This is a genomic window from Salibaculum halophilum, from assembly GCF_002094885.1.
In the GTDB taxonomy this organism is placed as follows: domain Bacteria; phylum Pseudomonadota; class Alphaproteobacteria; order Rhodobacterales; family Rhodobacteraceae; genus Salibaculum; species Salibaculum halophilum.
The window spans coordinates 157336-182955 of record NZ_MSIT01000003.1 but is presented as its reverse complement, the minus strand read 5'-3'; the positions used below and the strand labels follow the sequence as shown (position 1 = coordinate 182955).

The 25620-nt window shown below is 67.5% G+C and carries 28 protein-coding genes; 13 read left to right on the top strand and 15 right to left on the bottom strand.

Features of this window, described 5'->3' with window-relative positions:
• Positions 1–4: 4 nt before the first annotated feature.
• Together phoB and BU124_RS03820 are read left to right on the top strand one after the other, a co-directional pair.
• Positions 5–697: a phosphate regulon transcriptional regulator PhoB gene (phoB, locus tag BU124_RS03825; RefSeq protein ID WP_084861123.1), complete on the top strand. Its 693-nt coding sequence runs from the start codon at positions 5–7 to the stop codon at positions 695–697.
• A gap of 81 nt (positions 698–778) precedes the next feature.
• Positions 779–979, top strand: a complete 201-nt coding sequence (locus BU124_RS03820) for a hypothetical protein (RefSeq protein ID WP_084861122.1) — start codon at positions 779–781, stop codon at positions 977–979.
• Between the two features lies 1 nt (position 980).
• Here BU124_RS03820 and BU124_RS03815 read toward each other — a convergent pair whose 3' ends face one another.
• Positions 981–1985 (bottom strand): GlxA family transcriptional regulator, encoded by a 1005-nt coding sequence (locus BU124_RS03815; RefSeq protein WP_143529870.1) that lies wholly within the window; start codon positions 1983–1985, stop codon positions 981–983.
• A gap of 144 nt (positions 1986–2129) precedes the next feature.
• Positions 2130–3365, bottom strand: coding sequence for a urate hydroxylase PuuD (locus BU124_RS03810; RefSeq protein ID WP_084861120.1), 1236 nt, complete (start codon positions 3363–3365; stop codon positions 2130–2132).
• A 100-nt stretch (positions 3366–3465) separates the two neighbouring features.
• Between BU124_RS03810 and BU124_RS03805 the strand changes: the two genes are divergently transcribed.
• Positions 3466–4374, top strand: a complete 909-nt coding sequence (locus BU124_RS03805) for a LysR family transcriptional regulator (RefSeq protein ID WP_084861119.1) — start codon at positions 3466–3468, stop codon at positions 4372–4374.
• Positions 4375–4401: 27 nt separating this feature from the next.
• Here the strand turns inward: BU124_RS03805 and uraH are convergent, their stop codons facing one another.
• Entirely contained in the window at positions 4402–4752 is a 351-nt protein-coding gene (gene uraH, locus BU124_RS03800) for a hydroxyisourate hydrolase (protein WP_084861118.1), read from the bottom strand.
• Positions 4753–4888: 136 nt separating this feature from the next.
• On the opposite strand from uraH, the gene puuE reads away from it, so the two are divergent.
• Positions 4889–6301, top strand: coding sequence for an allantoinase PuuE (gene puuE / locus BU124_RS03795; RefSeq protein ID WP_245831600.1), 1413 nt, complete (start codon positions 4889–4891; stop codon positions 6299–6301).
• Complete coding sequence (locus tag BU124_RS03790; protein WP_084861116.1) at positions 6298–6786, top strand: ureidoglycolate lyase; 489 nt, start codon at positions 6298–6300, stop codon at positions 6784–6786. Before puuE ends, BU124_RS03790 begins: the two co-directional genes overlap by 4 nt.
• A 39-nt stretch (positions 6787–6825) precedes the next feature.
• On the opposite strand, the gene BU124_RS03785 is transcribed toward BU124_RS03790, so the two are convergent.
• From BU124_RS03785 to BU124_RS03750, 8 genes are all read right to left on the bottom strand, one after another.
• Positions 6826–7827 carry a type I glyceraldehyde-3-phosphate dehydrogenase gene (locus tag BU124_RS03785; protein WP_084861115.1) on the bottom strand — a complete coding sequence of 334 codons (1002 nt, stop codon included), beginning with the start codon at positions 7825–7827 and terminating at the stop codon, positions 6826–6828.
• A 166-nt stretch (positions 7828–7993) separates the two neighbouring features.
• Complete coding sequence (locus BU124_RS03780; protein ID WP_084861114.1) at positions 7994–8812, bottom strand: bifunctional allantoicase/(S)-ureidoglycine aminohydrolase; 819 nt, start codon at positions 8810–8812, stop codon at positions 7994–7996.
• A gap of 167 nt (positions 8813–8979) precedes the next feature.
• Positions 8980–11118 carry a malate synthase G gene (locus tag BU124_RS03775; RefSeq protein ID WP_084861226.1) on the bottom strand — a complete coding sequence of 713 codons (2139 nt, stop codon included), beginning with the start codon at positions 11116–11118 and terminating at the stop codon, positions 8980–8982.
• 202 nt (positions 11119–11320) lie between these two features.
• Positions 11321–12544: a TCR/Tet family MFS transporter gene (locus BU124_RS03770; protein WP_084861113.1), complete on the bottom strand. Its 1224-nt coding sequence runs from the start codon at positions 12542–12544 to the stop codon at positions 11321–11323.
• A gap of 46 nt (positions 12545–12590) precedes the next feature.
• Complete coding sequence (gene pcaD / locus BU124_RS03765) at positions 12591–13376, bottom strand: 3-oxoadipate enol-lactonase (RefSeq protein WP_084861112.1); 786 nt, start codon at positions 13374–13376, stop codon at positions 12591–12593.
• Between the two features lie 35 nt (positions 13377–13411).
• Positions 13412–14383, bottom strand: a complete 972-nt coding sequence (locus tag BU124_RS03760) for a threonine ammonia-lyase (RefSeq protein ID WP_084861111.1) — start codon at positions 14381–14383, stop codon at positions 13412–13414.
• Positions 14380–15198 (bottom strand): alpha/beta fold hydrolase, encoded by an 819-nt coding sequence (locus BU124_RS03755; protein ID WP_084861110.1) that lies wholly within the window; start codon positions 15196–15198, stop codon positions 14380–14382. The genes BU124_RS03760 and BU124_RS03755 overlap by 4 nt, the downstream gene beginning before the upstream one ends.
• On the bottom strand, positions 15198–15875 hold the full coding sequence (locus BU124_RS03750; RefSeq protein WP_084861109.1) for a haloacid dehalogenase type II: 678 nt from the start codon (positions 15873–15875) through the stop codon (positions 15198–15200). Before BU124_RS03750 ends, BU124_RS03755 begins: the two co-directional genes overlap by 1 nt.
• Before the next feature lie 159 nt (positions 15876–16034).
• Between BU124_RS03750 and BU124_RS03745 the strand changes: the two genes are divergently transcribed.
• The gene (locus BU124_RS03745) at positions 16035–16469 is read left to right on the top strand and encodes an FKBP-type peptidyl-prolyl cis-trans isomerase (RefSeq protein WP_084861108.1); all 435 of its coding nucleotides are present in this window, start codon (positions 16035–16037) and stop codon (positions 16467–16469) included.
• Positions 16470–16560: 91 nt separating this feature from the next.
• On the opposite strand, the gene BU124_RS03740 is transcribed toward BU124_RS03745, so the two are convergent.
• The 3 genes from BU124_RS03740 to fabA all read right to left on the bottom strand — a co-directional run bounded on the left by BU124_RS03740 (position 16561) and on the right by fabA (position 19336).
• Positions 16561–17346 (bottom strand): enoyl-ACP reductase FabI, encoded by a 786-nt coding sequence (locus tag BU124_RS03740; protein ID WP_084861107.1) that lies wholly within the window; start codon positions 17344–17346, stop codon positions 16561–16563.
• A 152-nt stretch (positions 17347–17498) separates the two neighbouring features.
• Complete coding sequence (locus BU124_RS03735; RefSeq protein ID WP_084861106.1) at positions 17499–18728, bottom strand: beta-ketoacyl-ACP synthase II; 1230 nt, start codon at positions 18726–18728, stop codon at positions 17499–17501.
• A gap of 98 nt (positions 18729–18826) precedes the next feature.
• Positions 18827–19336 carry a bifunctional 3-hydroxydecanoyl-ACP dehydratase/trans-2-decenoyl-ACP isomerase gene (gene fabA, locus BU124_RS03730; protein ID WP_084861105.1) on the bottom strand — a complete coding sequence of 170 codons (510 nt, stop codon included), beginning with the start codon at positions 19334–19336 and terminating at the stop codon, positions 18827–18829.
• 165 nt (positions 19337–19501) lie between these two features.
• Here fabA and irrA point away from each other — a divergent pair, with 165 nt between their 5' ends.
• Positions 19502–19918 (top strand): iron response transcriptional regulator IrrA, encoded by a 417-nt coding sequence (gene irrA / locus BU124_RS03725; protein ID WP_084861104.1) that lies wholly within the window; start codon positions 19502–19504, stop codon positions 19916–19918.
• A 50-nt stretch (positions 19919–19968) separates the two neighbouring features.
• The gene (locus BU124_RS03720; protein WP_084861103.1) at positions 19969–20418 is read left to right on the top strand and encodes a hypothetical protein; all 450 of its coding nucleotides are present in this window, start codon (positions 19969–19971) and stop codon (positions 20416–20418) included.
• A gap of 18 nt (positions 20419–20436) precedes the next feature.
• Here BU124_RS03720 and BU124_RS03715 read toward each other — a convergent pair whose 3' ends face one another.
• Entirely contained in the window at positions 20437–21300 is an 864-nt protein-coding gene (locus tag BU124_RS03715; protein WP_084861102.1) for a hypothetical protein, read from the bottom strand.
• A gap of 119 nt (positions 21301–21419) precedes the next feature.
• On the opposite strand from BU124_RS03715, the gene miaB reads away from it, so the two are divergent.
• The 5 genes from miaB to ybeY all read left to right on the top strand — a co-directional run bounded on the left by miaB (position 21420) and on the right by ybeY (position 25598).
• Entirely contained in the window at positions 21420–22760 is a 1341-nt protein-coding gene (gene miaB, locus BU124_RS03710; RefSeq protein WP_084861101.1) for a tRNA (N6-isopentenyl adenosine(37)-C2)-methylthiotransferase MiaB, read from the top strand.
• Between the two features lie 225 nt (positions 22761–22985).
• Positions 22986–23558, top strand: a complete 573-nt coding sequence (locus BU124_RS03705) for an OmpA family protein (RefSeq protein ID WP_245831599.1) — start codon at positions 22986–22988, stop codon at positions 23556–23558.
• A 3-nt stretch (positions 23559–23561) separates the two neighbouring features.
• On the top strand, positions 23562–23888 hold the full coding sequence (locus BU124_RS03700; RefSeq protein ID WP_084861100.1) for a hypothetical protein: 327 nt from the start codon (positions 23562–23564) through the stop codon (positions 23886–23888).
• A 156-nt stretch (positions 23889–24044) separates the two neighbouring features.
• Positions 24045–25058 carry a PhoH family protein gene (locus tag BU124_RS03695; RefSeq protein ID WP_084861099.1) on the top strand — a complete coding sequence of 338 codons (1014 nt, stop codon included), beginning with the start codon at positions 24045–24047 and terminating at the stop codon, positions 25056–25058.
• A gap of 21 nt (positions 25059–25079) precedes the next feature.
• Positions 25080–25598 carry an rRNA maturation RNase YbeY gene (gene ybeY / locus BU124_RS03690; RefSeq protein WP_084861098.1) on the top strand — a complete coding sequence of 173 codons (519 nt, stop codon included), beginning with the start codon at positions 25080–25082 and terminating at the stop codon, positions 25596–25598.
• Positions 25599–25620 lie beyond the last annotated feature (22 nt).

Genomic DNA, 25620 nt, shown 5'->3' with positions numbered 1-25620 from the left:
TCCCATGTCCCCTGCCACCCAGCCACATGTTCTTGTGGTCGAGGACGAACTGGCGCAACGCGAAGTCCTCGGCTACAACCTCGAAGCCGAGGGGTTTCGCACCACCCGGGCCGAGGACGGCGAACAGGCCTTGATGATGGTGGAAGAGGACGTACCGGACGTCATCGTGTTGGACTGGATGCTGCCCACGGTTTCGGGGATCGAGGTCTGCCGCCAGCTAAAGACCCGGCCCGAAACGCGCGGCGTGCCCATCATCATGCTCTCGGCCCGTTCCGAGGAGGTGGACAAGGTCCGCGGCCTCGAAACCGGCGCGGACGACTATGTCGTCAAACCCTATTCGGTGTCCGAGCTGCTGGCGCGGGTACGTACCCAGCTGCGGCGCGTGCGCCCTGCAACCGTGGGGCAGGTTCTGGTCTTCGACGACATTGAGTTGGACAGCGAGACGCACCGCGTCAAGCGGTCGAACAGGCTGCTCAAGCTCGGCCCGACCGAATTCCGCCTGCTGACCACCTTCATGGAAAAACCCGGTCGGGTCTGGTCGCGCGAACAGCTTCTCGACCGGGTCTGGGGCCGCGACATCTATGTCGACACGCGCACCGTGGACGTCCACATCGGCCGCCTGCGCAAGGCGCTGACCCAGCACGGCGGGGATGACCCGGTGCGCACGGTACGCGGCGCGGGCTATGCGCTGGGATAACGCCGTTTCTGTCACGCGGGCGTCGTGAAACTCTGCTCTACAAGCGCTGAGCACGGATTACGGCAGCCTCGAGGGAAACAGATGACCGAGATGTTCTGGAACTTTGCGCTTGGCACCGGCCTGGCAGTGCTGGCCTGGATGGCAATGGACTGGGCGATCTTTCGCCTGCTGCCGCGGCTTGAGGCCTGGCTGCCCGACGATATCTGCGGCCCCGGCGGCTGGTTCTGCGACACGCGCGACCGCAGTGGCATTTTCGACCGCCCGCCGCGGCGCATCGGGTAAGCTACGGCCTGTTGCGCTTGCCGAACGGCGTCATGCCGAAGCGCCGCTTGAAATGGCGTGACATCACCGAGACCGAGTTGAACCCCGAGGCCGTCGCCACATCCATCACGGTCATGTCGGTTTCGGCCAGCAGGGAATGCGCCCGGTCCAGCCGGATGTTGCGGTAGATCGCGGCGGGCGGCTCGCCCAGGCTCTGGGTGAACTGCCGCTCCATCTGGCGGCGAGACACGCCGGCGTCCTCGGCCAGCTCCTCGAGGCTCAGCGGCTCCTCGATGTTGGCATACATCGCGCGCAGGACGCGCAGCAGCTTGGGATTGCGGCTGTCGATGGCCCGCGCGATCGAGGAGCGCTGCTCGCGCCCCGGCCGCTGGTTGGGGTCGTTCAGGCACATGTCGGCCACAGCCACGGCGAAGGCCTCGCCGTAATCCTCGGTGATGATCGACAGCATCATCTCGGTCGCGGCCGACCCGCCGCTGCAGGTGCGCACCGCGCCGTCCGCCTCGAAGCGGGTCAGGCTGGGGGTCAGGTCGGGGAAGGCCTCGCGAAAGCCCGGCTGGTTTTCCCAATGCAGGGTGAACCGCTTGTCGTCGAGCAGCCCGGCGCGGGCCAGCGTCATGGCCCCGGTACAGATGCCGCCGACCTGTCCGCCGAAGCGGGCGTGCCTGCGGATGGCCGCCAGCACCGGCGCCGAGGCGACCTCGGTGCCGCGGTTGCCGGAACAGACGAAAAGCTCCAGCGCGTCGTCCAGCGCCTCCAGGCCGCCGTGGACCCCCATCTCGACCGCCGAGGAGGAAGGCACAGGCCGGCCGTCTTCCGACAGCACGACCCAGCCGTAAAGCGGCCGCTGGGCAAGCTGGTTGGCCACCCGCAGCGGGTCGAGCGCGGAACTGAAGGCCAGAAGCGTGAACTCGCGCAGCAGCAGGAACCCGAACCAGCGCGTCGGCAGCGGCGTGTCGATCGGGTAGGTGAAGGCCCCCGCGGGCACATGCGCCTGTCGGGGGGTCATGGGGTGGGTCTTGTCCATTTGCATCTGGCCAGGCTCTCGCACGGATGGGCGGCGACGGCGTCTTGCGTCCGCCACGGTGGGCACTCCGGGGTGGCTTTCCCGCAGGGCATAGCACGGAACGGCCGCGATGAAAAAAGGCCCGCCTCAGCCGCCGTCGCGCACCTCGCGCACCCAGGCGACGATCGTCTCTCGCGCTGCGTCGTCCATCTGAATCGCGTTGGGCGGGGGCATGGCGTGGCTGACGCCGGCTTGCAGGTAGATTTGCCCGGCTTGTCGGGCCACGTCCGCACGGGTTTCCAGGTGAACGCCCTTGGGCGCCCAGTGCATGTTGCCCCAGGCCGGATCGCGGGCATGGCACATGGAACAGTTGCCCACCACGGCGAAATAGGCCTCCTCGAAGCCCTCGGCGCCGGCATAGCGTTGTTCGCGCGCGCTCAGGGCGCGCGCCTCGGCCTCTTGCCGGGTCTCCCCCGCGTCGTAGGTGGACAGCCAGGCGATCACGATCATGAGCAGCACCGTGACGAACCAGGTCCAGTGCGGGCCCTTGCCGGTGCGGTGCATGGTGTTGAAGTAGTGCCGGATTGTCACACCCGTCAGGAAGATCAGGCTGGCGATCAGCCAGTTGAACTGCGTGGCGAAGGCCAGCGGGTAGTGGTTCGACAGCATCAGGAAGATGACCGGCAGCGTCAGGTAGTTGTTGTGGGTCGAGCGCAGCTTGGCGATCCTGCCGTATTTCGCATCGGGCGTGCGCCCGGCCTTGAGGTCGGCCACGACGATCCGCTGGTTCGGCATGATCTGGAAAAAGACGTTGCCGGTCATGATCGTTGCGGTGAAGGCGCCGAGGTGCAGCAGCGCCGCCCGCCCCGTGAAGACCTGGTCATAGCCCCAGGCCATGACCACGAGGATAACGAAGAGGATCAGCATCAGCGCGGTGGGGGTGTCGCCCAGCCGCGACTTGCACAGCTGGTCGTAGGCGATCCAGCCGACGGTGAGCGAGGCCGCCGAGATCGCGATGCCCTGCCACAGCGCCAGGTCGGCCTTGGTCGGGTCCAGCAGGTAAAGCTCACCGCCGACCCAGTAGACGATCATCAGAAGCGCCGCGCCCGACAGCCATGTCCAGTAGCTTTGCCACTTGTGCCAGGTCAGGTGCTCGGGCAGGCGCGCCGGGGCCACCGTGTATTTCGTGGTGTGATAGAACCCGCCGCCGTGAACCTCCCATTCCTCGCCGGCCGCCCCCTCGGGCAGGTCCGGGGCGGGCCGCAGCATCAGGTCGAGCGCGATGAAATAGAACGAGGCCCCGATCCAGGCCATCGCGGTGATGACATGCAGCCAGCGCAACGAGAAGGCGATCCAGTCCCAGATGATTGCCAGGTCGTACATGCGGCCCCCTCTTGGCTTCGCCGTGGCCCGCAGACTAGGCGCGCCGGATTTATTCTGCTATCGCCGGGAAAATCCAAGCAGCATCAAAAATAACAAAATAATGTCCTATTTCGACAATATCCGAACATTCGTGCGTGTCTACGAGTTGGGCAGCATGTCCGCCGCGGGCCGCGACCTGCGGATTTCCCCGGCGGTGACCTCCTCGCGGATTTCGCAGCTGGAGGACCATCTGGGCGTACGCCTGTTCCAGCGCACGACCCGAAGTCTGAGCGCCACCGAACAGGGCCAGTCGTTCTATCGCGGCGCGACCGAGATCCTCCACGCCGTGGAAAGCGCCGAGGCGCAGATTGTCAACATCACCGAGAACCTGCGCGGGTCACTCTATGTCGCCGCGCCGCTGGGGCTGGGGCGGCGGCTGATCGCGCCGCAGGTACCGGAGTTCCTGGCCGACTACCCCGAGGTCAGCGTGCGCTTGCGCCTGACCGACCGCAAGGTGGACCTGACGACCGAGGGGCTGGACCTGGCCTTTTTCCTCGGCCGGCCCGAGGACAGCACCCTGCGAATCCGCAAGATCGCCGACGTCGACCGGGTGCTCTGCGCCGCCCCCGACTATATCGCGCGGCGGGGCATGCCGGAAACCGGGGCAGACCTTGTGGCGGACGGGCATGATTGCCTGGCGCTGCGGTTTCCGGGCGCGACCGAGTTCCAGTGGCGGCTCTCGACGCCCGAGGGGCCGCAGCGGTTCCGCGTCTCGGGGCGCTACGAATGCGACGACGGCGACGTGCTGACCGACTGGGCTCTGGCCGGGCAGGGGATCGCCATGAAACCCGTCTTCGAGATCGCCGACCACTTGGCGGCCGGCCGTCTTGTGCCTGTCGCCGAAGACACCCCGCCCGAGCCGATCCAGATGGCCTGCCTGTTCACCCACCGGCGCCGGCAAGACCCCAAGACGCGGCTGTTCATGGAATTCATGATCGACCGCATCGGCAAGGCGGTTGCGGGCGGATAGGTGGCCGCGCGGGCGGCCGGTGTCGTGTCAGCTGCCCCGATAGGTCGAATAGCCAAAGGGCGACAGCAGCAGCGGCACGTGGTAGTGGGCCGCCTCGGACATGCCGAAGCGGATCGGGATCACGTCCAGGAACCGCGGGCTTTCGGAGGGCGTGCCGATGGCATCGAGGTAGGCACCGGCATGAAACACCAGTTCGTATGTGCCTGTCTCGAAGTCGGCGGCGGGCAGGATCGGACTGTCCGTGCGCCCGTCGGCGTTGGTGACCCGGCCCCCGAGCAAGCGCCACTCGTCGTCCAGCCGGAACAGCTCAATCCGCAGACCCTCGGCCGGGCGGCCGCGGGCGGTATCAAGGACATGGGTCGTCAGGTATCCGGTCATGGCGTAGTCCTTCCCGTAAGCTTGCCCGGTTCTCGCGCACCGGGCGCAGCGGGGCAAGCCGAAGCAGCTTTTTGGCGGTTTTGAAAAACATCTGGTAATGCCTCGTGTATCACGGAGCCGACGAAAGGAGCCCGCCTTGGCACGTTATCCCCGCGACATGATCGGCTACGGGCCCACACCCCCCCACGCGAACTGGCCGGGCGGGGCGAAGATCGCCGTTCAGATCGTGCTCAATTACGAGGAAGGCGGCGAAAACAACGTGCTGCACGGCGATGCCGCCTCCGAGGCCTTCCTGTCCGAGATCACCGGCGCGCAGCCCTGGCCGGGCCAGCGCCACTGGAACATGGAATCGATCTACGAATACGGCAGCCGGGCCGGGTTCTGGCGCATCCACCGCCTGCTGGGGGACACGCCGATTACCGTCTACGGCGTGGCCACGGCGCTGGCCCGCGCCCCGCAGCAGGTGGCGGCGATGCAAGCCGCGGGCTGGGAGATTGCCAGCCACGGCCTGAAATGGGTCGAGCACAAGGACATGGACGCCGAGGAGGAACGCGCCCAGATCCGCGAGGCGATCCGCCTGCACACCGAGGTGACGGGCACGCCCCCGCGCGGCTGGTACACCGGGCGCTGTTCCATGCACACGATCGACCTGGCCGCGCAGGAGGGTGACTTCGCCTATATCGCCGACAGTTACGCCGACGACCTGCCCTACTGGATCGAGGCCGGCGGCAAGCACCAGCTGATCGTGCCCTACACCATGGATTGCAACGACATGCGCTTTGCCATCCAGGCAGGGTTCACCAACGGGGCACAGTTTGAAAGCTACCTCAAGGACAGTTTCGACTATCTCTATGCCGAAGGCGAGGCGGGCGCGCCGAAGATGCTGTCCATCGGGCTGCATTGCCGCTTGATCGGGCGGCCGGGCCGCGCCGCCGCGCTGGCGCGCGTGCTGGATCATATCAGCCGACACGACGGGGTCTGGTTCGCCACCCGCGAAGACATCGCCGACCACTGGGCGCGCGAGCATCCGCCGATGGCCTGGCCGCGTCCTTCGCAACTGGATAAGGCGGCATTCGTGGACCGGTTCGGCGGCGTCTTCGAGCACAGCCCCTGGATCGCCGAGGCCGCCTGGGCGCTGGAACTCGGCCCGGCCCATGACAGTGCGAAGGGCCTGCACAACGCCCTGGCCCGCGTGTTCCGGTCGGCCCCCGCGGACAAGCGCCTGGGCGTGCTGACTGCGCACCCAGACCTGGCCGGCAAGCTTGCCGCCGCCGAACGGCTGACCGACGAGTCGACCGCCGAACAGGCCAGCGCCGGGCTGGACGCGCTGACCGATGACGAACGCGAAACCTTTCTGCGGATGAACGACACCTACACCGCGCGGTTCGGCTTTCCCTTCATCATCGCGGTGCGCGACCACGACAAGGCCTCGATCATGGCGGCCTTCGCGCGGCGGCTGGACAACGACCGCGCCACTGAGTTCGCCGAGGCCTGCCGCCAGGTTGAGCGTATCGCCGAGTTGCGCCTGATCGACAAGCTGGGCGCATGACCGGCCGCATCCGAACCCAGCCCCTGACGGCCGCGGCCTTCGCCCCCTTCGGCGACGTCCTCGACGCCACCGATGAGCCTGACAAGATCATCAACCAGGGGCTTTGCGGGCGCCATCATGACCGCGCCCGGCTCGACTTCGGCACGGGCCGCGCGGGGATCAGCCTGTTCAAGGCGCAGCCGCGCGCGCTGCCAGTCCACCTCGACATGATGGAACGCCACCCCGAGGGCAGTCAGGCGTTCCTGCCGATGAGCCTGGACCCCTTTCTGGTGATCGTGGCCCCCGATGCGGGCGGCCGGCCGGGCCAGCCGCTGGCCTTCGTCACCGCGCCGGGGCAGGCGGTGAACTACCACCGCGGCACCTGGCACGGCGTGCTGACCCCGCTGGCCGACCCGGGCCTTTTCGCGGTGGTCGACCGGATCGGCGCGGGGCCCAACCTGCAGGAACACTGGTTCGATCAGCCCTACGAGGTCCTCCGCGCCTGACGCTCCGCGCGGATCGCCGGGCCCGGATTGCGCCCGGTGTCACAGGTCGCGCGCGGCCATGCGGCGCGCCATGTCCAGCATCCGCGCCGAAAAGCCCCATTCGTTGTCGTACCAGCCCAGGAGGCGCAGCTGCCCATCGGGCAGGACCTGGGTTTCGGGCAGGGCCAGCACCAGCGACTCTGAACGCCCCCGGAAATCGGTCGATACGCAGGGGTCGTGGGTCATGCCGAACAGCGTTCGGTCGGCGAGGGCCTCGGCCAGGGCGCTGGCGGCGTCGCCCCGGGGCGGCCTGTCAAGTTGCAGCACCGCGTCCACCGCCGAGACCGAGATCGTCGGCACCCGGACAGCGGCAACGCTCAGCCGGTCGCGGAAACCGGGCAGCACCCGCGTGACCTGATCCATGGCGCTGGTCGTGGTCGGCACCATCGAGACCGCCGCCGCCCGGCTGCGTTCCAGGTTGGCGCCGGGCTGGTCCACCGTGGGCTGGCTGCCGGTGTAGCAATGCACGGTGGTCACATGCGCGCGGGTGATCCCGAAGGCGCCATCCAGCGCCCGCAAGAGCGGCGCGATGGCGTTCGTGGTGCAGGACGCGTTGGAGACGATGCGCGCCTCGCGCAAATCGGCCTCGTTCGCGCCCAGAACGATGGTCCGGTCGGCCGCCCCAGAGGGCCCCGAGATCAGCACCTGCGCGGCCCCCGCCGTCATCCCCGCGTCGGCGGTCTGGCGGTCCTTGGCGCGGCCGGTGCATTCCAGCACGACGTCCACCTCGGCCAGGTCCAGCTGCCGCAGGTCGGAGACATGGTGGAAGGGCAGGCGGGCATCATCCGCCTGGAGCCACCCCGGCCCGGCCTCGACCGATCCGGGAAACGGCCCGTAGACGCTGTCAAAGCGCAGCAGGTAGGCGCAGGTCTCCAGAGGCGCGATGTCGTTGACGCCCGCGACCTCGATGCCCGCTCCGACTGGCGTGGTCAGGATCTGGCGAAACAGGCTGCGCCCGATCCGGCCGAAGCCGTTGATGAAGACGCGGAGGGGGCGGGACATGGGCAGGGGGCCTCCGGGGCATGATGGACGCGGGCCGCGTCCGGGACGCCGCCGCCTGACGCTGGATAGCCCAAAGCGGCGCGGCGGGCCAGCATTGGGCGCGGGCCCGTCCAGGACGGCGACAACCCGTCCGGTCGCGCCATTGTGCGGCGCAGGGTAGCCGGTCCTACCCCAGCGGCATGTGCCGGTTCACGTCCTTGTAGAGCAGGTAGCGGAACTGGCCCGGCCCGCCCGCGTAACAGGCCTGCGGGCAGAAGGCGCGCAGCCACATGAAATCGCCCGCCTCGACCTCGACCCAGTCGGTGTTCAGCCGGTAAACCGCCTTGCCCTCCAGCACGTAGAGCCCGTGTTCCATCACGTGGGTCTCAAGGAAGGGGATCACCGCGCCGGGCGCGAAGGTGACGATGGTGACATGCATGTCGTGGCGCATGTCGGCGGGGTCAACAAAGCGGGTCGTGGCCCAGTTGCCCTCGGTGCCGGGCATGGGTGTGGGCGCGATGTCATTCTCGTTGGTGATCACGACATCGGGCGCATCGAGCCCCTCGACCGCCTGGTAGGCCTTGCGGATCCAGTGGAACCGCAGCGGCGCCTCGGTCGTGTTGCGCAGGCGCCAGTCGCTTGCGGGCGGCAGGTAGGCATAGCCACCCGGTGTCATCTCGTGCGTGGTGCCGTTCACAGTCAGGGTCGCGGTGCCGTCGAGCACGAACAGCACCGCCTCGGCGCGCGGGTCGGTGTCGGGCCGGTCCGAGCCGCCACCGGGCTGCACCTCCATGAGGTATTGCGAAAAGGTCTCGGCAAAGCCCGACAGCGGCCGTGCCAGCACCCAGGCGCGGGCCTGCTCCCAGAACGGGAGCAAACTGGTCACGATGTCGCGCATGGTGCCGCGGGGGATCACCGCGTAGCTTTCGGTGAAGACCGCCCGGTCGGTAAGAAGCTGGTCCTGCCCCGGGTGGCCCCCCACGGGCGCATGATAGCGGTTGGTCATCGCAGCTCCTGCAACCGGCGGTGTTATTCGGTCACTATGCGCCGCCGCGGGGCACGACGCCACAGCCCACTGCGCAACAGCACCTTTCTAACCGGTTTGATAATGCGGGCCAAACACGAGCAATGCGGGAAACGGCGGCCGCCCACCGTTTCCCGATCAAGTCCCGATCACGACTGCGCTTTCCGCTCCTGCCGCCGCTGGTGCAGCACCGGCTCGGTGTAGCCCGAGGGCTGTTCGCGGCCCAGGAACACCAGGTCGCAGGCCGCCTGGAAGGCGACCCCGTCGAACCCCGGCCCCATGGGTTCATACTGCGCATCGTCCGCGTTCTGCCGGTCCACCACGCGGGCCATGCTCTGCAGGATTTCCATCACCTCGTCCTGGCTGACCACGTCGTGGTGCAGCCAGTTGGTGATGTGCTGGGCCGAGATGCGACAGGTGGCGCGGTCCTCCATCAGGGCGACATCGTTGATGTCGGGCACCTTGGAACAGCCCACGCCCTGGTCGATCCAGCGCACCACGTAGCCCAGGATGCCCTGCGCGTTGTTCTCGACCTCGCGGCGGATCTGGTCGGCCGTCCACTTGCGGTAGGCGGCCAGCGGGATGTCCAGCAGCGCCTCGACATGGGCGCGGCGCCCGCCCCGGGCGAGCCGGTCCTGCACCGCCATCACGTCGACACGGTGGTAATGCGTGGCGTGCAGCGTGGCGGCCGTGGGCGAGGGCACCCAGGCACAATTGGCCCCGGCGCGCGGATGCGCGATCTTCTGTTCGAGCATTTCGGCCATGCGGTCGGGGGCAGCCCACATGCCCTTTCCAATCTGGGCGCGGCCCGAGAACCCGCATTCCAGCCCGATATCGACGTTGCGGTTCTCGTAGGCGGTGATCCAGCCCTTGCCCTTGATGAAGTCCTTGCGGCTGAAGGGACCGGCCTCCATCGAGGTATGGATCTCGTCGCCGGTGCGGTCGAGAAAGCCGGTGTTGATGAAACAGACCCGGTGTTTTGCCGCGCGGATGCATTCCTTGAGATTGACGGAGGTGCGCCGTTCCTCGTCCATCACGCCCAGCTTGACGGTATGGCGCGGCAGGCCCAGCACGTCCTCGACATGGCCGAAGATCGCGTCGGCAAAGGCGACCTCCTCGGGGCCGTGCATCTTGGGCTTGACGACATAGACCGATCCGCGGGCCGAATTGCGCGGGCCGGCGGATTTCTTCAGGTCGTGCATGGCGATCAGCACGGTCAGCATGGCATCCATCAGCCCCTCGAAGACCTCTTCGCCGTTGCGGTCGAGGATGGCCGGCGTGGTCATAAGATGCCCGACATTGCGCACGAGCAGCAGCGCCCGGCCCTTGAGCGTCAGGTCCGACCCGTCGGGCGCGGTATAGCGCCGGTCCGGGTTGAGGCGGCGGGTCATGGTCTTGCCGCCTTTCTCGAAAGTCTCCTCCAGGTCGCCGCGCATCAGCCCCAGCCAGGTGCGGTAGGCCAGCACTTTGTCGGCGGCATCGACGCAGGCCACCGAATCCTCGCAGTCGACGATGGCCGAGACCGCCGATTCCATGCGCACGTCGGCCAGTCCCGAGGGGGTCGTCTTGCCGATCGGATGTGCGCGATCGAAGACCAGTTCGACATGCAGCCCGTTGTTGCGCAGCACGACGGTGGCGGGGTCCTCGGCCGCGCCGGTATGGCCCGCGAAGGCGTCCGGGGCGACAAGGTCCATGCCGTCGACCGTAAGGCGGCCGGCTTCGATACGATAGGCTCCGGCCTTGGCGTGGCTGGTTCCGGTGACGGGGAAGACCTCGTCGAGGAAGACGGCGGCGCGGGCCACGACCCGCGCGCCGCGCCCGTCGTCAAAGCCGTCCGCGGGCGGCGGGCCGCCCATGGCATCGGTGCCGTACAGCCCGTCATAGAGGCTGCCCCAGCGGGCATTGGCGGCGTTCAGAACGAACCGCGCGTTGGTCGCCGGCACCACCAGCTGCGGGCCGGGAACCGTGGCGATCTCGGGGTCGGTGTTCTCGGTCTCGATCTCGAAATCCGGGCCTTCCGGCACCAGATAGCCGATTTCCTCGAGGAAGGCCTTGTAGGCCGCCCGGTCGTGGGGGACGTCCCGGTTCGACTTGTGCCAGTCGTCGATCTGGCTCTGGATCAGGTCGCGCTTGTCCAGCAGGGCCCGGTTCTGTGGGCTGAATTCTTGCACGAGCGTGGAGAGGCCCGACCACAGCCGGTCTGCGCTGACGTCCAGTCCGGGCAGAACCTCGGTTTCGACGAAGTGCTTGAGGCCGGTGTCGATCTGCAATCCGGCGGTTTCGGTCATCTGCTCGGGTGTGGGCGAATCGGTCATTTTCGTTCCCGCGTCGTGGGCCGCGACCGAACCGGCGGGCGGTATACGGTCGTGCACAGGGTGAATTTATTTTCAGTCCTAGCAGAGGACGATACCGCGGGCACCCGGAAATGCGCCGCCGGTCTTGCGGGAATGGCGAAGGGTGCTTCTTGCCGGACGCGGCAATAGCGCGGGCTCAGGCCGCGGGGGTCCTGGCTCCCGTACGCGGCGCGAGAAAGACCGTCAGGCAGACCAGCATCAGCGCCGCCGACAACAGGAAGGGCGCGCCGGGCAGGTCAAGCGCGCCGCGGTCCGTGGCCGCCCAGAATATCTGGGTCATCACCAGTGGCGAGAGGATCTGCGCCAGCGACTTGGCCGAGGCGATGACCCCCTGCAGTTCGCCCTGCTGGTTGTCATCGGCGATCCGGCTCATCCGGCCCTGCAGCGCCGGCGTGACCACGGCCCCCAGCGATGTCAGCGGAATGAAGGCCAGCGCCAGCCAGCCCGTGCCGATCAGCGTCAGCACAACAAAGGCCGACAGGTTGAACACCAGCCCGTAAACGATGGTCGCCCGTTCGCCGAAGCGGCGCAGGATCGGCCCCATCAGCGCGCCCTGCACGATGGCCATGCCGATGCCGAACAGCGCCAGCGATAGCCCCACCATCCCCGGGGTCCAGTCGAACCGCGCCTTGGTGAAATAGGCCCAGATCGCCGGGTAGACGATGAAGGCAAACTCGTAGGTGAAGAACAGAAACAACAGCCGCCGCACCCCGTCGAGCTCCGCCAGCTTGCGAAAGGCGCCGAAGGGATTGGCCCGGCGCGCCTCGAAGGGGCGGCGGATCGCCTCGGTCACGGTCTCGGGCAGGACGACCAGCCCGAATGCCATGTTCGCCCCGGCCAGCGCGGCGGCCGCGAAGAAGGGCGCGCGCACGCCCAGTTCGCCCAGAAGCCCGCCGATGATCGGGCCCAGCACGAAGCCCACGCCGAAGGCGGCGCCGACAAGCCCGAAGTTGGCGCTTTTCTGCTCGGGCTCCGACATGTCGGCGATGGCCGCGCTGGCGGTGGACATGGTCGCGGCGGTGATCCCGGCGATGACACGCCCGAACAGCAGCAGCCAGATCGTCTGCGCCGTCGCCATGATCAGGTAGTCCACCGCCATCACGAAAAGCGCCGTCAGGATCACCGGCCGGCGCCCGAACCGGTCGGACAGCGCGCCCAGCACCGGGCCGAACAGGAACTGCATGACCGCGAAGCTGGTGGTCAGGATGCCGCCCCAGACGGCGGCCGCGCCGATGCCCGATCCGTTCAGTTCGGCGATCAGGTCGGGCAGGACGGGCAGGATCAGGCCGATGCCCATGGCATCGATCACCAGCGTGATCAGGATGAAGGTGAAGGTGCGGCGGCGCTTGGCAGGGTCCATGGCAGGTGTTTACCCGGAGCAGGGCGCGCCCGGAAGCCTCGACCGGTCAGACGTGGCCGATGCGGCGAAAGAATGCGGCCAGATGCGCGGCGAACTCCGCGGGCGCATCCAGGCAGGGCAGGTGGCCCGACCCGCGCATCAGGGTGAAACCGGCCCCCGGGATCAAATGGGTCGTCTCGCGCACCAGGTCCGGCGGGGTCGAGCCATCTCGATCGCCTGCGATGCCCAGCGTGGGCAGGCGCAGCCCGCTGGTCGGGGTGTAGAAATCGGTGCCGGCAATGGCGGCGCAGCATCCGGCATAACCTTCGGGCGGGCAGCGCAGCAGTTGCGCGCGCGCCCATGATGCGGCCGAGCTGTCGCGCCCCTTGGGGCCGAACCACTTGTCCAGCGCCCCGTCGGCCAACGCCCCCAACCCCTCGGCGCGCACGAGGGCGGCGCGGTCGTGCCACTGCACGGGTTGGCCGAACTTGGCGGCGGTGTTGGACAGGACCAGCCCGCGCAGCAGGTCCAGCCGCTTGACCGCCAGCCCTTGGCCGATCATGCCGCCCACGGACAGGCCGACGAAGACCGCGTCGCGCACCCCCAGCGCATCGCAGATGGCCTCGGCATCGGCGATCAGCCCGCCCATGGTGTAGGGTCCATCGGGCACATCCGACTGCCCGTGCCCGCGCATGTCGAGACGGATGCGGCGGTGGCCCGGCAGGTGGGGGAGGACATCATCCCAGATATGCCGGTCCAACCCCAGCGCGTGCGCAAAGACGACGTCGGGCCCGTCGCCCGCCACGTCGTAGGCGATGGCATGGTCGCCGCAGTCGACCGATCCGGCTGTCATGCCCGCTTGTGGGCCTGTCTCAGGGGACCGTTCTGTCATGGAAGGGTCTCCAGCGCGGCGGTGAACATGGGCCTATCGACGTTGCCGCCGGTGACGGTGGCGATGACCGTGTCGCCGGTCAAGTGCTCACCGTGGAACAGGGCGGCCGCCAGCGCGGCGGCCCCGCCCGGCTCGATCACCAGTTTCAGCCGTTGAAAGGCCAGGCCCATGGCGCGCAGGCAGTCGTCTTCCGACACCGTCAGCCCGGCGCCGCACAACCGCGCCATGATCGGGAAGGTCAAGTCGCCCGGCGCGGGGGTGAAGATGGCGTCGCAGATGTTGCCGTCGCGCCGGTCGTTGTTCTGGATCGTGCCGGTTTCGAGCGAGCGTTTCACGTCGTCGAAGCACTCGGGCTCCACCGGGCGCACGGTCAGGCCGGGCTGATCGGCGGCGCAGGCCAGCGCGATGCCGGACGTCAATCCGCCACCGCCGCAACAAACAAGAACCTCGGCTTCGTCAATTTCACACATTTTCGCATCGGCGGCGATTTCCAGCCCGCAGGTGCCCTGACCGGCGATGACCTGCGGCTCGTCATAGGGCCGGATCAGGGTCAGGCCATGCGCGGTGGCGAGGCCGTCGCCGATGTCCTCGCGGCTTTCGCGGGCGCGGTCGTAGAGCACGACCTCGGCCCCCAGCGCGCGGGTGTTCGCGATCTTGAGCGCCGGTGCGTCCGAGGGCATGACGATGACCGCCCGAACGTCGTGCATCCGCGCGGCCAGCGCCACGCCCTGCGCATGGTTGCCCGAGGAATAGGCGATGACACCGCGTGCCCGCTGCGCCGGGTCCAGCGCCGACAGCGCCGCCCAGCCGCCACGGAACTTGAAGCTGCCCGTGTGCTGCAGGCATTCGGGTTTGACCAGGATGCGCCGCCCCGCGACCTCGTCCAGAAAGGGCGAGGACAGCAGCGGCGTGTACCGCGCATGGCCGGCCAGCCTGTCGGCCGCCGCTCGGATCATGTCGATGTTCATAGCGCCGCGATCCAGCGTTGCAGGGCCTGCACCGCCTGCGGTTCGTCCAGGAATGGCACGTGGCCCCGGCCCGGCACCTCGGCGGCGATCGCGTCGGGGCGCCGGGCGCGCATCCCGTCCCAGGTCGCAGGGGCAAGAAGGTCGGAATTTTCCCCCCGGATCAGGCAGAGCGGCAAGCCGTGCAATGCGTCATAAAGCGGCCAGAGGTCGGAGGCGGGTTGCACGTTCGCGCTTTCGAACACCGCCTCGCGCAGCCTCGGGTCATAGCGGATCACCAGGCCCTCGGGCGTTTGCGCGTAGTGATTGTGCACCTCGTGCAGCCATCGGGCGTGATCGACACCCTCGAACTGCACCCAGGTGCGGGCGCGGACCCGGGCGGCCTCGTCGTAAGTCGTCTGGTCCGGGTTGCGGCCGATGTAGTCTTCGATGACCTTCAGCCCCTCGGGGGCGATCTCGGGGCCGATATCGTTGAGCGCCACGCCGGTCAGGCGGTCCTTGTGCGTCGCGGCCAGCATCATCGCGATCAGCCCGCCGCGCGAGGTGCCCAGCACCGCCGCCCTGTCCAGACCGAGGTGATCCAGCAGCGCGACGGTATCGGCGGCTTCCTGCGCGACGGTGTAACTCGCCGGGTCGGCCCAGTCCGATTGCCCGCGCCCCCGGTAATCCATCCGGATCAGGCGGCAGGGCAGATGCGGCGCGACATGGTCGAAATCGCCGGTGTTTCGCGTCAGCCCGGCCAGCGCCAGCACCGGCGGGCCGGTTCCGGCGGTGGTGTAGAACAGCCCCGTGCCGTCGGCGGCCTTGAAATGCGGCATTAAACGAGGTCCGGGATCGTGGACAGGTCGGGCAGAACCCGGTGCGGCGCGGCCCAGAGCCTGTCCTGCGGGGCCCCTGCGCGGTTGACCCAGACCGTGGCAAAGCCGTAGCCGGCCGCCGCCGCCGCGTCCCAGCCGTTGGCCGAGGCGAAGAGCACCTGCTGCTGAACCGCGCCGAAATGGTCGAAGACTAGGTCGTAGACGCGGCGGTCGGGCTTGTAGGTACGCACCTCTTCGACGGTCAGGACATCGTCCAGCCATGGGCCGATCCCGGCGGATCTGACGGCCGAAACCACCATTTCCGGGCTGCCGTTGGTCAGGATCGCCGTCGTCAGCCCGCGGTCCTTGAGCGCACGCAGCATCCCGGGCACCTCCGGGTAGGCGGGCAGTTCCTTGTAGACGCCCAGAAGCTGCGCGCGCAGGGCGTTGTCGTGCAGCCCGAGCGCCTCCATGGCGTAATCCAGCCCGTCCTGCGTGATCTCCCAGAAATCCAGGTGGCGGCCCGCCACGGCCCGCAGCCAGCTGTATTCCAGCTGTTTCTGCCGCCACAGCGCGGCCAAGTCGGGCCAGAGGTCGGCGAGGGCCTCCTGGCCCGGCTCCTTGGCCACTTCGCGCGCGGCGGCGTTGACGTCGAACAACGTGCCGTAGGCATCGAAGACGCAGGTGGTGATTGTCATCGCTCTCTCCCTCTTGGCGGGTAGACTGGCACGCGCCCGCGCGGGGGAAAAGGGCCGGTTTGCAATTCCGGGCGTCGAGCGGTACCCTGTGTCGAGTCGATAGGGCACCCGCGCGCGTTTGCGCGGCCCCTGCAAGCAATCCCCGACAAAGGAAAACTCATGACGCAAGTCAAAGCGGGTGACACCGTATCCATTCACTATACCGGCACGCTGGCCGACGGTGAAACCTTCGACAGCTCCGAAGGCCGCGAGCCGCTGGAATTCACCGTGGGCTCGGGCCAGATCATCCCCGGCCTCGACAACGCCATCCCCGGCATGGCCGTGGGCGAAAAGAAGTCCGTCGCCGTGCCCTGCGCCGACGCCTACGGCGAGACCGATCCGAACGCCAAGCAGGCCGTCCCGCGCGCGCAGGTGCCGCCCGAGATCACGCTCGAGATCGGCATGCAGCTGCAGATGCAGTCGCCCGACGGACAGGCGATCCCGGTCACCGTGGCCGAACTCTCCGAGGAAGAGGTCACGCTCGACGCCAACCACCCGCTGGCCGGCAAGGACCTGAACTTCGATATCGAACTGGTCGAGATCAAGGCCGCCTGAGCCGACGGCCGGACCGTTTCGCGGACCGTTTCAAAGGGGCGCCTTCGGGCGCCTCTTTTCGTTTGGCCGGCGGGTCAGCGGCCCGCGGCTGTCACAGGTTGTCCAGCACCGGCATGCCCAGGACATGGTAGCCGCTGTCGACGCGGATGATCTCGCCTGTGGTGCAACTGCCCGCCTCCGAGGCCAGGTAGACGGCGGTGCCGCCCACGGCCTCCAGCGTCGCGTTGTGCCGCAGTGGCGCGTTCTGTTCGGCGTGCTTGAAAGTGCGCCGCGCGCCGGTGATGGCCGCCCCGGCGAGGGTCTTCATCGGTCCCGGCGAGATGGCGTTCACCCGGATGCCCTGCCGCCCGAGGTCGGCCGCCAGATAGCGCGTGGCGCTTTCCAGCGCCGCCTTGGCCACGCCCATGACGTTGTAATTCGGCGTCACCCGCTGACTGCCTTGGTAGGTCAGGGTCAGCAGGCAGCCACCCTCGGGCATCAGGTCGGCGGCGCGGCGGGCCACGTCGACGAAGGAATAGCAGCTTATCAGCATGGAATTGGTGAAATTGGCGCGGCTGGTGTCCGAGAACCGCCCCGTCAGTTCACTCTTGTCGGAAAAGGCGATGGCATGGACCACGAAATCGAGGCTGCCCCAGCGCTCCCGCAGCTCGGTAAAACAGGCGTCCATCGAGGCGTCGTCGCTCACGTCCGCCTCGATCAGGAAGTCGCTGTCAGCGGCGGCGGCAAGCGGTTCGACCCGCTTCTTCAGGCCCTCGCCCTGGTAGGAAAAGGCCAGTTCGGCCCCGGCGTCGGCCATGGACCTGGCGATGCCCCAGGCGATGGAGCGGTCATTCGCGACCCCCATGATGAGTCCGCGCTTTCCCGAGAGTGATTGCATGGCCCGTCCTTCCGATGATCCCGAGGGTTTGTTCACTTTTGGCCGCAGCCGTCAAGCGGACGGTGGCCGGCGCGCGCAACGCGCAGCCGACCGCCGAGGGCGCCGGCGAAGGCGGGCGGATTGCGTGTCGCAGGCACCGGCCCGCGCGGCGCTCAGCCGGTGTATTTCGACAGGATCATCGACCCGTTGGTTCCGCCGAAACCGAAGGAATTGGTCATCACCGAGTCCAGCCCGGCGGACTCGACCAGGTCCGTGGCGACCTCGCCGGGGGTGATCGCCGGGTCGAGGGTTTCGACGTTGATCGAGGGGGTGATGAAATCCCCGGCCAGCATCAGCAGGCAATAGACCGCTTCCTGCGCGCCGGTGGCGCCCTGGCTGTGGCCGGTCATCGACTTGGTCGAAGAAATGGGCGGCGTGCGCCCTGCGCCAAAGACCCGCCGCACCGCCTCGACCTCGCCGACGTCGCCCACCGGCGTGCTGGTGCCATGGGCGTTGATGTAGCTGACCGCGCGGCCCTCGGGCAGGCCCTCCAGCGCCAGCCGCATGGCGCGTTCGCCGCCTTCGCCCGAGGGGGCGACCATGTCGTGACCGTCCGAGGTCGCGGCATAGCCCGTCACCTCGGCATGGATCGTCGCGCCGCGGGCCTTCGCGTGCTCGAGCTCTTCCAGCACCAGCATGGCCCCGCCGCCGGCGATCACGAAGCCGTCGCGGTCGGTGTCGAAGGCCCGGCTGGCGCGGCCGGGGTCGTCATTGAACTTGGATGACATCGCGCCCATGGCGTCGAAGAGGCACGACAGCGTCCAGTCCAGTTCCTCTCCGCCGCCGGCGAACATCACGTCCTGCTTGCCCATCATGATCTGCTCAGCCGCATTGCCGATGCAGTGCAGCGAGGTCGAACAGGCCGAAGTGATAGAATAGTTCAACCCCTTGATCCGGTAGGCCGTGGACAGGTTGGCGCTGATGGTCGAACTCATGCACTTGGGCACCGCGAAGGGGCCGATCCGCTTGGGGCTGCCGGAGTTGAGGACCGTCTGGTGCGCGGCCAGCATGGCGCTGGTCGAGGGGCCGCCCGACCCGGCCACCAGCCCGGTGCGCGGGTTGACCACGTCGTCCTCGTCCAGCCCCGCATCGGCGATGGCCTGCCCCATGGCGATGTGGGCGTAGGCCGCGCCGGGGCCCATGAACCGCAGGGTGCGCTTGTCAACGTGGTCGGCGGGGTCGATCTTGAGGGTGCCGGCGATCTGGCTGCGAAAGCCATGTTCGGCCATTTCGGGAACAGCCTCGATGCCCGAACGCCCGGCCTTGAGGGCGGCGGTCACCTCCTGGGCGCTGTTTCCGATGGGCGAGACGATCCCCAGCCCGGTAACGACGACGCGGCGCATGCGCGGCCTCCATTTGCATTGCAGGCCCCGGTGTAGGGGATGCGGGGGGCGAGGGGCAAGCGGTTAGGCGCGGCCGCCATCGGTCGCGTTATGCCCGCTCAGCTTTCGCTCAGCGCCACTTTCATGTCGCTGACCTCGTAGATGACCTCGCCGTCGGCCTCGACGATGCCGTCGGCCACGCCCATGGTCAGGCGGCGGCTTTGCACGGCCTTGGTGAAATCCACCTTGTAGGTCAGCATCTTGCGCTCGGGGCGGACCATGCCCTTGAGCTTGACCTCGCCGACGCCCAGGGCATAGCCGCGCCCCTGCCAGCCGCGCCAGCCGAGGTTGAACCCGGTCAACTGCCAAAGCGCGTCGAGCCCGAGGCAGCCGGGCATTATCGGGTTGCCGGGAAAGTGGCACTCGAAAAACCAAAGGTCGGGCGTGATGTCGAACTCGGCCACGACATGGCCCTTGCCGTGCAGGCCCGCGTCGCCGCTGATGTCGGTGATCCGGTCCATCATCAGCATGGGCGGCTCGGGCAACTGGGCATTGCCGGGGCCGAACAACTCACCCCGCGCGCACTTGAGAAGATCGTCGCGGTCGAAGCTGCGCGGAAGGTCGGACATGTGCTGAGGGTCTCCTGGTCGGTACCGTTCACGCCCCCTAGCACCCGCGGGCGCGCCAGGGCAAGGCCGACCGCCGCGCGCCGGTCGGGGCCGCAGGGCGGGCTTTGCTATTGAAAACGGCTCGCAGTCAGCCATATTCTGCACTGTAAGGAAACGGGTTGCGAGATGACCGAGACGAGATCCGAACGCACCAGCACTTGGCTGGCCGAGGCAGGGCTGCGCCCCACCCGGCAGCGGCTTGCCCTGGCCGAGCTTCTGGTCGGTGACGGCAAGGATCGGCACGTCACGGCCGAAAGCCTGTTCGCGGCTGTCGAGCGCTCGGGCGAGAAGGTCTCACTGGCCACGGTCTACAACACGCTCAAGGCCTTCTGCGACGCGGGCCTGCTGCGCGAGATCACCGTTGATGGCTCGAAAAGCTATTTCGACACGAACATGACCGACCATCCGCATTTCTTCTGGGAAGAGGACGGGCATCTGTCCGACGCCCCCTCAGAGGAGTTGAGCATCGCAAGCCTGCCCGACGCGCCCGAGGGGGCCGAGATCGCGGCGGTGGACGTGGTGATTCGTCTGCGCAAGGGCTGACCGCGCGGCCGTTCACCGGGCGTTAACCCTGCCGGCCCAGACTGCCGGGCATGACAGATTTTCCCGCCTCCGGCCGATTCTTCACCCATTTCTTCGTCACCATGCGGTTGGCGGACGCCACATCCGACCTGTTTGTCCGGCGCATGGCGCTGTTGCGCGATTGCGTTGCGCTGGCACAGCGGCGCACGGGCGTGGAGGTCGACAGCGCCGCCGTCCTTCCCGCCGAGATGCATCTGCTCTGCCGCCTCATGCCGGGCGAGCACCCGGGTGCGGCCCTGCGCGCGATCCGCGCCGGCTTCGCGCGCCACGCAGGAGAGGGTGGCGCCATATGGGACCGCGAGATGACCGTTGTCGAGGTGCCGGCCGCGGCGCTGGCCGCCCGGCGCCGCTTTTTGCTGTCGGCGCCGGTGCGGGCGGGGCTGGTCCGCGACGCGGGCGATTGGCCCTACAGTTCGCTGCATCGGCGCGGGGCGCCGCAGGCCGAGGCCGCCCCGGCCTGACGCGGCCCGCGGGGCCGGTCAGAACCACTGCCCCGGCTCCATCAGGCCGAGGTCCAGCAACTGCTGGGAATGCCACTCGAACGGTGCAGAATTGTGCCAGCGGAAAGTCTCGATCTCGAAGGTGCTGCCCGGGTTGCGCTTGAGCGCCTTGGCCGTGCGGAACGAACACACGGCCGCGGTCAGGTTGTGGTGCCACGGGCAGGCATAGGTGTTGTACTCGGGAAAATTGAACAGGTGCCCGGGCAGAAGTTCCAGCCCCGGCGCGTTGCGGAACAATGACACCCGGTCGATCCGGCGGCGCGGTTTGGGGATATGTTCCTCGAACCGCCAGCGCAGCCCGCCGTAGAAATCCATCTGGCGGTCCAGGTCGTTGTTCCATCGGTCCTTGCGCGACAGGGCGTAATAGCCCGACTTGTCAAGGTGGGCGTCTTCCAGCGCGACGGCGCCGGGGTGCTGGCCGAGGTCGCCGGCGTAGAGGTCGATCACGTAGGTCAGGACCGAGTCGCGCCGTTCCTCGGTGTTGAAGGCCAGCATCTCGCCCACCCTGCGGTTTTCGCAGAAGGGGTAGAAGAGGTATTCGGCGTTGTAGCAGTAGTAGAACCAGATCGGCCCGGCCGCGTTGATCACGGCGTTGACCGCGCGTTCCAGCGCGCCCTCGTTGCAGGTTTCGTAGTCGACGCGATGCACCCGGTCGGCGACATCGTCGGCCAGGGTGAAATGGGGCAGGGCGAAGACCAACACCGCCCGGAACCCGGCATCAAGGTTGTGGCGAATCGTGCTGTCCAACTCGACCTCGTCCTCGGCCATGACGAGGGCTACCGGGCCCTTGGCCAGGGCAGTTTTCCCGTTGGAGAGGAAGTCGGAAAGCGAGGAATACCGCATCTTGCCCGTGGTCTTGCCCGATCGGCGGCAGACTCCGTCAAATCGTCTTTCATTGCAAGCGCCCCCCATGCGCTATATGACCTGCGTAGCTACACTCCAGACCCCTGAAAGTGCCCCGAATGTCCGCGCCCCGGAAGCTCTTCATCAAGACCTACGGCTGCCAGATGAACGTCTACGACAGCGAGCGCATGGTCGAGGCGCTGGGCGGCAAGGGCTACGTGCAGACCCAAAGCCCCGACGACGCGGACATGATCCTGCTCAACACCTGCCACATCCGCGAAAAGGCTGCCGAGAAGGTCTATTCCGAGCTCGGGCGCTACAAGGGTCTGAAGTCCGACAACCCCGACCTGAAGATCGGTGTCGCCGGCTGCGTCGCCCAGGCCGAGGGCGAGGAGATCATGCGCCGCCAGCCGATGGTCGATCTGGTCGTCGGCCCGCAGAGCTATCACCGCCTTCCGGCGATGGACGATGTTGTGACGCAGGGCGGCAAGGCGCTGGATACGGACTTTCCCGATGAGGACAAGTTCGAAGAGCTGAAACGGCGCCCCAAGGCCGGGCGCAGCCCGACCGCCTTTCTCACCGTGCAGGAGGGCTGCGACAAGTTCTGTGCCTTCTGCGTGGTGCCCTACACCCGCGGCGCCGAGGTCAGCCGCCCGGCGGATCGCGTGATCCGCGAGGCGCAGGACATGGTCGCCGCCGGCGTGCGCGAAATCACCCTGCTGGGCCAGAACGTGAACGCCTACAACGGCCATCCGCAGGGCCTGGCCGGGCTGATCTGGGAGCTTGACAGGATCGACGGGCTGGCGCGCATCCGTTTCACCACCAGCCACCCCAACGACATGGACGAGGCCCTGATCGAGGCGCACGGCACCTGCGACAAGCTGATGCCCTACCTGCACCTGCCGGTGCAGTCCGGCTCGGACCGCATTCTCAAGGCGATGAACCGCAAGCACACCGCCGAGGACTACCTGCGCCTGATCGAACGCATCCGCGCGGCGCGGCCGGATCTGCACCTGTCGGGGGATTTCATCGTCGGCTTTCCGGGCGAGACCGACGAGGATTTCGAGGACACGATGGAGATCACCCGCGCGGCGGGGTTCGGAACCGCGTTCTCGTTCAAGTATTCGCCGCGGCCCGGCACCCCCGCGGCCGAGAAGACGGCGAAGATGGTCGCCCCCGAGGTCGCCAGCGAAAGGCTGCAGCGTTTGCAGGCCCGCATAACCGCGCAACAGACGGCCCTGCAGGATTCCATGGTCGGGCGCGAGGTGTCGGTCCTCTTCGAGAAGCCCGGCCGGATGGCGGGGCAGATGGTGGGCAAGTCCGAGCATCTGCACGCTGTGCATGTCACGGCCGATGACATCGCACCGGGGCAGATCCACCGGGTCCGGATCACGCAGAGCGCGCCCAATTCCCTGGCCGGTGAACTGGTAACCGCGCCGAGAAACGCAACCGTGAATTGAAATTGCCCCGGGCCGCGCCCGGGTGACGCGCGCTTCGGTGAACAATGCGCCGCAAAACGGTCTTCTGTCGCGCGAAATGACACGAAATCTGGACAAATCGCGTTTAAGTTTGACCAGATAGTGTTTTTTATTAGACATTGCTGTTACCAAGGCATCAATTCATGTCGGGCTGGAGTCCGGCCCGGCCCGGTTGCAATTTCGGGGAGTAGTGGAGTGGCAGGACTGATGACGAGACATGCAAAGGCGATCCCGGCCGGGTTCGCGGCGGCCGCGCTTGCGGCCATGGCGCTGGTCCAGCCTGCGGTCGCTCAGGACCGGGTCGTGGTGTCGGGCGAGATCGAATGGGGCATATTCGTCGACCGCGACGGCTGCATGCACTGGTGGGCCGATGGCGGGCTCGAGGGCTACATGACCACCCGCTTCAACCCGGAAACCGGGCGTCCGCTGTGCCTGCAGAAAGAAAGCTGCCTGACCGAGTCGACAGACACGCTGTTCCACACCGACAGCCATCACCTCAAGCCCGGGCAGCGTGACGTGCTGGAACGGTTCTTCCGATCCGAGGGGGCCTTCTCCTACGCCGTCTACGGCCATACGGACGAGCGCGCCTCGGAGGCCTATAACCAGGCGCTGTCCGAGCGACGCGCGGGAACGGTCGCCTCGGTGGCGCGGTCGGTGGGGGCCTTCGTCGAAGTCGAAGAAGGCTTCGGCGAAACGCGCCCGGTCGCGACCGGTCACAACGAGCGCGCCTGGCGGCAGAACCGCCGGGTCGAGGTCGTCTGCTATCACATGCCGAGGTAAGTCATGCGCATCCATTTCATCATATTGGCTTTGACGCCCGCGCTCGCCGCCTGCGAGATGGGCCAGTCGACCACGGCCGATGGCACCCGACTGCTGGCGCGGCCCACCGACAGCGCTGTCAACAACACCGATCTTCTGTCCGATCGCCCCATGGCGATCGCGGTCGACCCGGATGGCTGCATGCACTGGGTGGGCGACGACGGTGCCGAAGGCTATGCGAACGCGCGATACGACCCGGTGACCGGCGAACCTGTCTGCACCGACCGTTTGCCGCCCGGCGCCGTCATCAGCGACCCGCAGCGGACCGGCTTCATCGACATCCTGCCCTGACGTTCCTGTCCTGGCCCGCCGGGACAATTAAAAATGGCGCCGCGGCCGGACCGGCGGCGCCCTTTTTCGTCTCAAACATGTGACATTGTGCCGGGGTCCCTTGCGCTGGTCGGCCCTGATTGCCAACATCAGGCAAACGCTGACCCGGAGTCTTGCTTGGCCATATCCGCACCGCCCCCGTCCCAGCCTGACGCAGACGCGCCAGAGGTGCTCGAATTTCCCGACAATTTCCTGCTCATCGACCTGTGTGGCGAACACGACGCGCATCTGGCCGACATCGAGTCGAAGACGGGCGTCCAGATCCTGCGGCGTGGCAACAGGTTGACGATCCACGGCGCGCAGGCCGGGCGCCGCGACGCGGCCGGGATACTGACGTCGCTATATGAACGGCTGGAGGCCGGCCGATCCGTCGAGGCTGCCGATATCGACCGCGAGATGCGCATGAGCGAGGCCGAAAGCCACCCCGGTATCGCGCGCAAGGGGGATCAGCTGGACCTGCTGCCCGGCGCGCGGATCGAGATCAAGACCCGCAAGAAGATCATAGAGCCGCGCACCGATGCCCAGAAGGCCTATGTCCGGTCGCTGTTCGAAAACGAACTGGCCTTCGGGATCGGCCCGGCCGGCACCGGCAAGACCTACCTGGCCGTCGCCGTTGGGGTGAACATGTTCATTGGCGGGCAAGTTGACCGGCTGATCCTGTCGCGCCCGGCCGTCGAAGCCGGCGAGAAGCTGGGCTACCTGCCCGGCGACATGAAAGACAAGGTCGACCCCTACATGCAGCCGCTTTACGACGCTCTGAACGATTTCCTGCCCGGCAAGCAGGTCGCCAAGCTGATGGAGGAAAAGAAGATCGAGATCGCGCCGCTGGCCTTCATGCGCGGGCGCACCCTGTCCGACGCCTTCGTCGTCCTGGACGAGGCGCAGAATGCCACCACGATGCAGATGAAAATGTTCCTGACCCGCCTGGGCGAGGGCAGCCGCATGGTGGTCACGGGCGACCGCAGCCAAGTGGACCTGCCACGCGGCCAGCAATCGGGCCTGCATGACGCCGAACGGCTGCTGGGGCACATCGACCAGATTTCCTTTGACTACTTCAGCGCCCGCGACGTGGTGCGCCACCCTCTGGTGGCCGCTATCATCGAGGCCTATGATGCCGACGCGGCCCTGTAGCGCCGACCGGGACGGATGGTCATGTACGACAGTCTCCGACCGGGGAAAAAGGCGGCGGTGACGGTGGATTGCCTGATCGAGGCCGAGGGTTGGGAAAGTGTCGACCTTCAATCCCTGGCGGATCGGGCAGCGGCGGCGACACTTGCGCACCTCGGCCACGATGCGGAGGCGTTCGAGATCGCCTTGCTGGCCTGCGACGACGCCCGCATCGCCGAACTCAATGCCGATTTCCGTGACAGGCCGCAGTCGACCAACGTGCTGTCATGGCCCTCTGAGGAGCGTGGCGCCGAAGCCGAGGGCGGCCAGCCGCACCCGCCGTCGGACCCGGAGTTGGGTGATATCGCCATCGCCTTTGACACCTGTGCCCGCGAAGCCGCCGCGCAGGGCAAGCCGCTGGAGGCGCATGTGATACACCTGATCGTCCATTCCGCTCTGCACCTGCTGGGCTACGACCACGAGCGTGACGGGGATGCCACCCTCATGGAGCGATTGGAGGTGGAGATACTTGGCAAACTGGGTGTTCCTGACCCATATAGGTGACAGACGCTTTCCGGCCCGGCGT

Excerpts from the sequence above, each read along its gene's own strand:
- phoB (WP_084861123.1), top strand. The coding sequence starts at position 5 with ATGTCCCCTGCCACCCAGCCACATGTTCTTGTGGTCGAGGACGAACTG.
- BU124_RS03820 (WP_084861122.1), top strand. The coding sequence starts at position 779 with ATGACCGAGATGTTCTGGAACTTTGCGCTTGGCACCGGCCTGGCAGTG.
- BU124_RS03815 (WP_143529870.1), bottom strand. The coding sequence starts at position 1,985 with ATGACCCCCCGACAGGCGCATGTGCCCGCGGGGGCCTTCACCTACCCG.
- BU124_RS03810 (WP_084861120.1), bottom strand. The coding sequence starts at position 3,365 with ATGTACGACCTGGCAATCATCTGGGACTGGATCGCCTTCTCGTTGCGC.
- BU124_RS03805 (WP_084861119.1), top strand. The coding sequence starts at position 3,466 with ATGTCCTATTTCGACAATATCCGAACATTCGTGCGTGTCTACGAGTTG.
- uraH (WP_084861118.1), bottom strand. The coding sequence starts at position 4,752 with ATGACCGGATACCTGACGACCCATGTCCTTGATACCGCCCGCGGCCGC.
- BU124_RS03790 (WP_084861116.1), top strand. The coding sequence starts at position 6,298 with ATGACCGGCCGCATCCGAACCCAGCCCCTGACGGCCGCGGCCTTCGCC.
- BU124_RS03785 (WP_084861115.1), bottom strand. The coding sequence starts at position 7,827 with ATGTCCCGCCCCCTCCGCGTCTTCATCAACGGCTTCGGCCGGATCGGG.
- BU124_RS03780 (WP_084861114.1), bottom strand. The coding sequence starts at position 8,812 with ATGACCAACCGCTATCATGCGCCCGTGGGGGGCCACCCGGGGCAGGAC.
- BU124_RS03775 (WP_084861226.1), bottom strand. The coding sequence starts at position 11,118 with ATGACCGAAACCGCCGGATTGCAGATCGACACCGGCCTCAAGCACTTC.
- BU124_RS03770 (WP_084861113.1), bottom strand. The coding sequence starts at position 12,544 with ATGGACCCTGCCAAGCGCCGCCGCACCTTCACCTTCATCCTGATCACG.
- pcaD (WP_084861112.1), bottom strand. The coding sequence starts at position 13,376 with ATGACAGCCGGATCGGTCGACTGCGGCGACCATGCCATCGCCTACGAC.
- BU124_RS03760 (WP_084861111.1), bottom strand. The coding sequence starts at position 14,383 with ATGAACATCGACATGATCCGAGCGGCGGCCGACAGGCTGGCCGGCCAT.
- BU124_RS03755 (WP_084861110.1), bottom strand. The coding sequence starts at position 15,198 with ATGCCGCATTTCAAGGCCGCCGACGGCACGGGGCTGTTCTACACCACC.
- BU124_RS03750 (WP_084861109.1), bottom strand. The coding sequence starts at position 15,875 with ATGACAATCACCACCTGCGTCTTCGATGCCTACGGCACGTTGTTCGAC.
- BU124_RS03745 (WP_084861108.1), top strand. The coding sequence starts at position 16,035 with ATGACGCAAGTCAAAGCGGGTGACACCGTATCCATTCACTATACCGGC.
- BU124_RS03740 (WP_084861107.1), bottom strand. The coding sequence starts at position 17,346 with ATGCAATCACTCTCGGGAAAGCGCGGACTCATCATGGGGGTCGCGAAT.
- BU124_RS03735 (WP_084861106.1), bottom strand. The coding sequence starts at position 18,728 with ATGCGCCGCGTCGTCGTTACCGGGCTGGGGATCGTCTCGCCCATCGGA.
- fabA (WP_084861105.1), bottom strand. The coding sequence starts at position 19,336 with ATGTCCGACCTTCCGCGCAGCTTCGACCGCGACGATCTTCTCAAGTGC.
- irrA (WP_084861104.1), top strand. The coding sequence starts at position 19,502 with ATGACCGAGACGAGATCCGAACGCACCAGCACTTGGCTGGCCGAGGCA.
- BU124_RS03720 (WP_084861103.1), top strand. The coding sequence starts at position 19,969 with ATGACAGATTTTCCCGCCTCCGGCCGATTCTTCACCCATTTCTTCGTC.
- BU124_RS03715 (WP_084861102.1), bottom strand. The coding sequence starts at position 21,300 with ATGCGGTATTCCTCGCTTTCCGACTTCCTCTCCAACGGGAAAACTGCC.
- miaB (WP_084861101.1), top strand. The coding sequence starts at position 21,420 with ATGTCCGCGCCCCGGAAGCTCTTCATCAAGACCTACGGCTGCCAGATG.
- BU124_RS03705 (WP_245831599.1), top strand. The coding sequence starts at position 22,986 with ATGACGAGACATGCAAAGGCGATCCCGGCCGGGTTCGCGGCGGCCGCG.
- BU124_RS03700 (WP_084861100.1), top strand. The coding sequence starts at position 23,562 with ATGCGCATCCATTTCATCATATTGGCTTTGACGCCCGCGCTCGCCGCC.
- ybeY (WP_084861098.1), top strand. The coding sequence starts at position 25,080 with ATGTACGACAGTCTCCGACCGGGGAAAAAGGCGGCGGTGACGGTGGAT.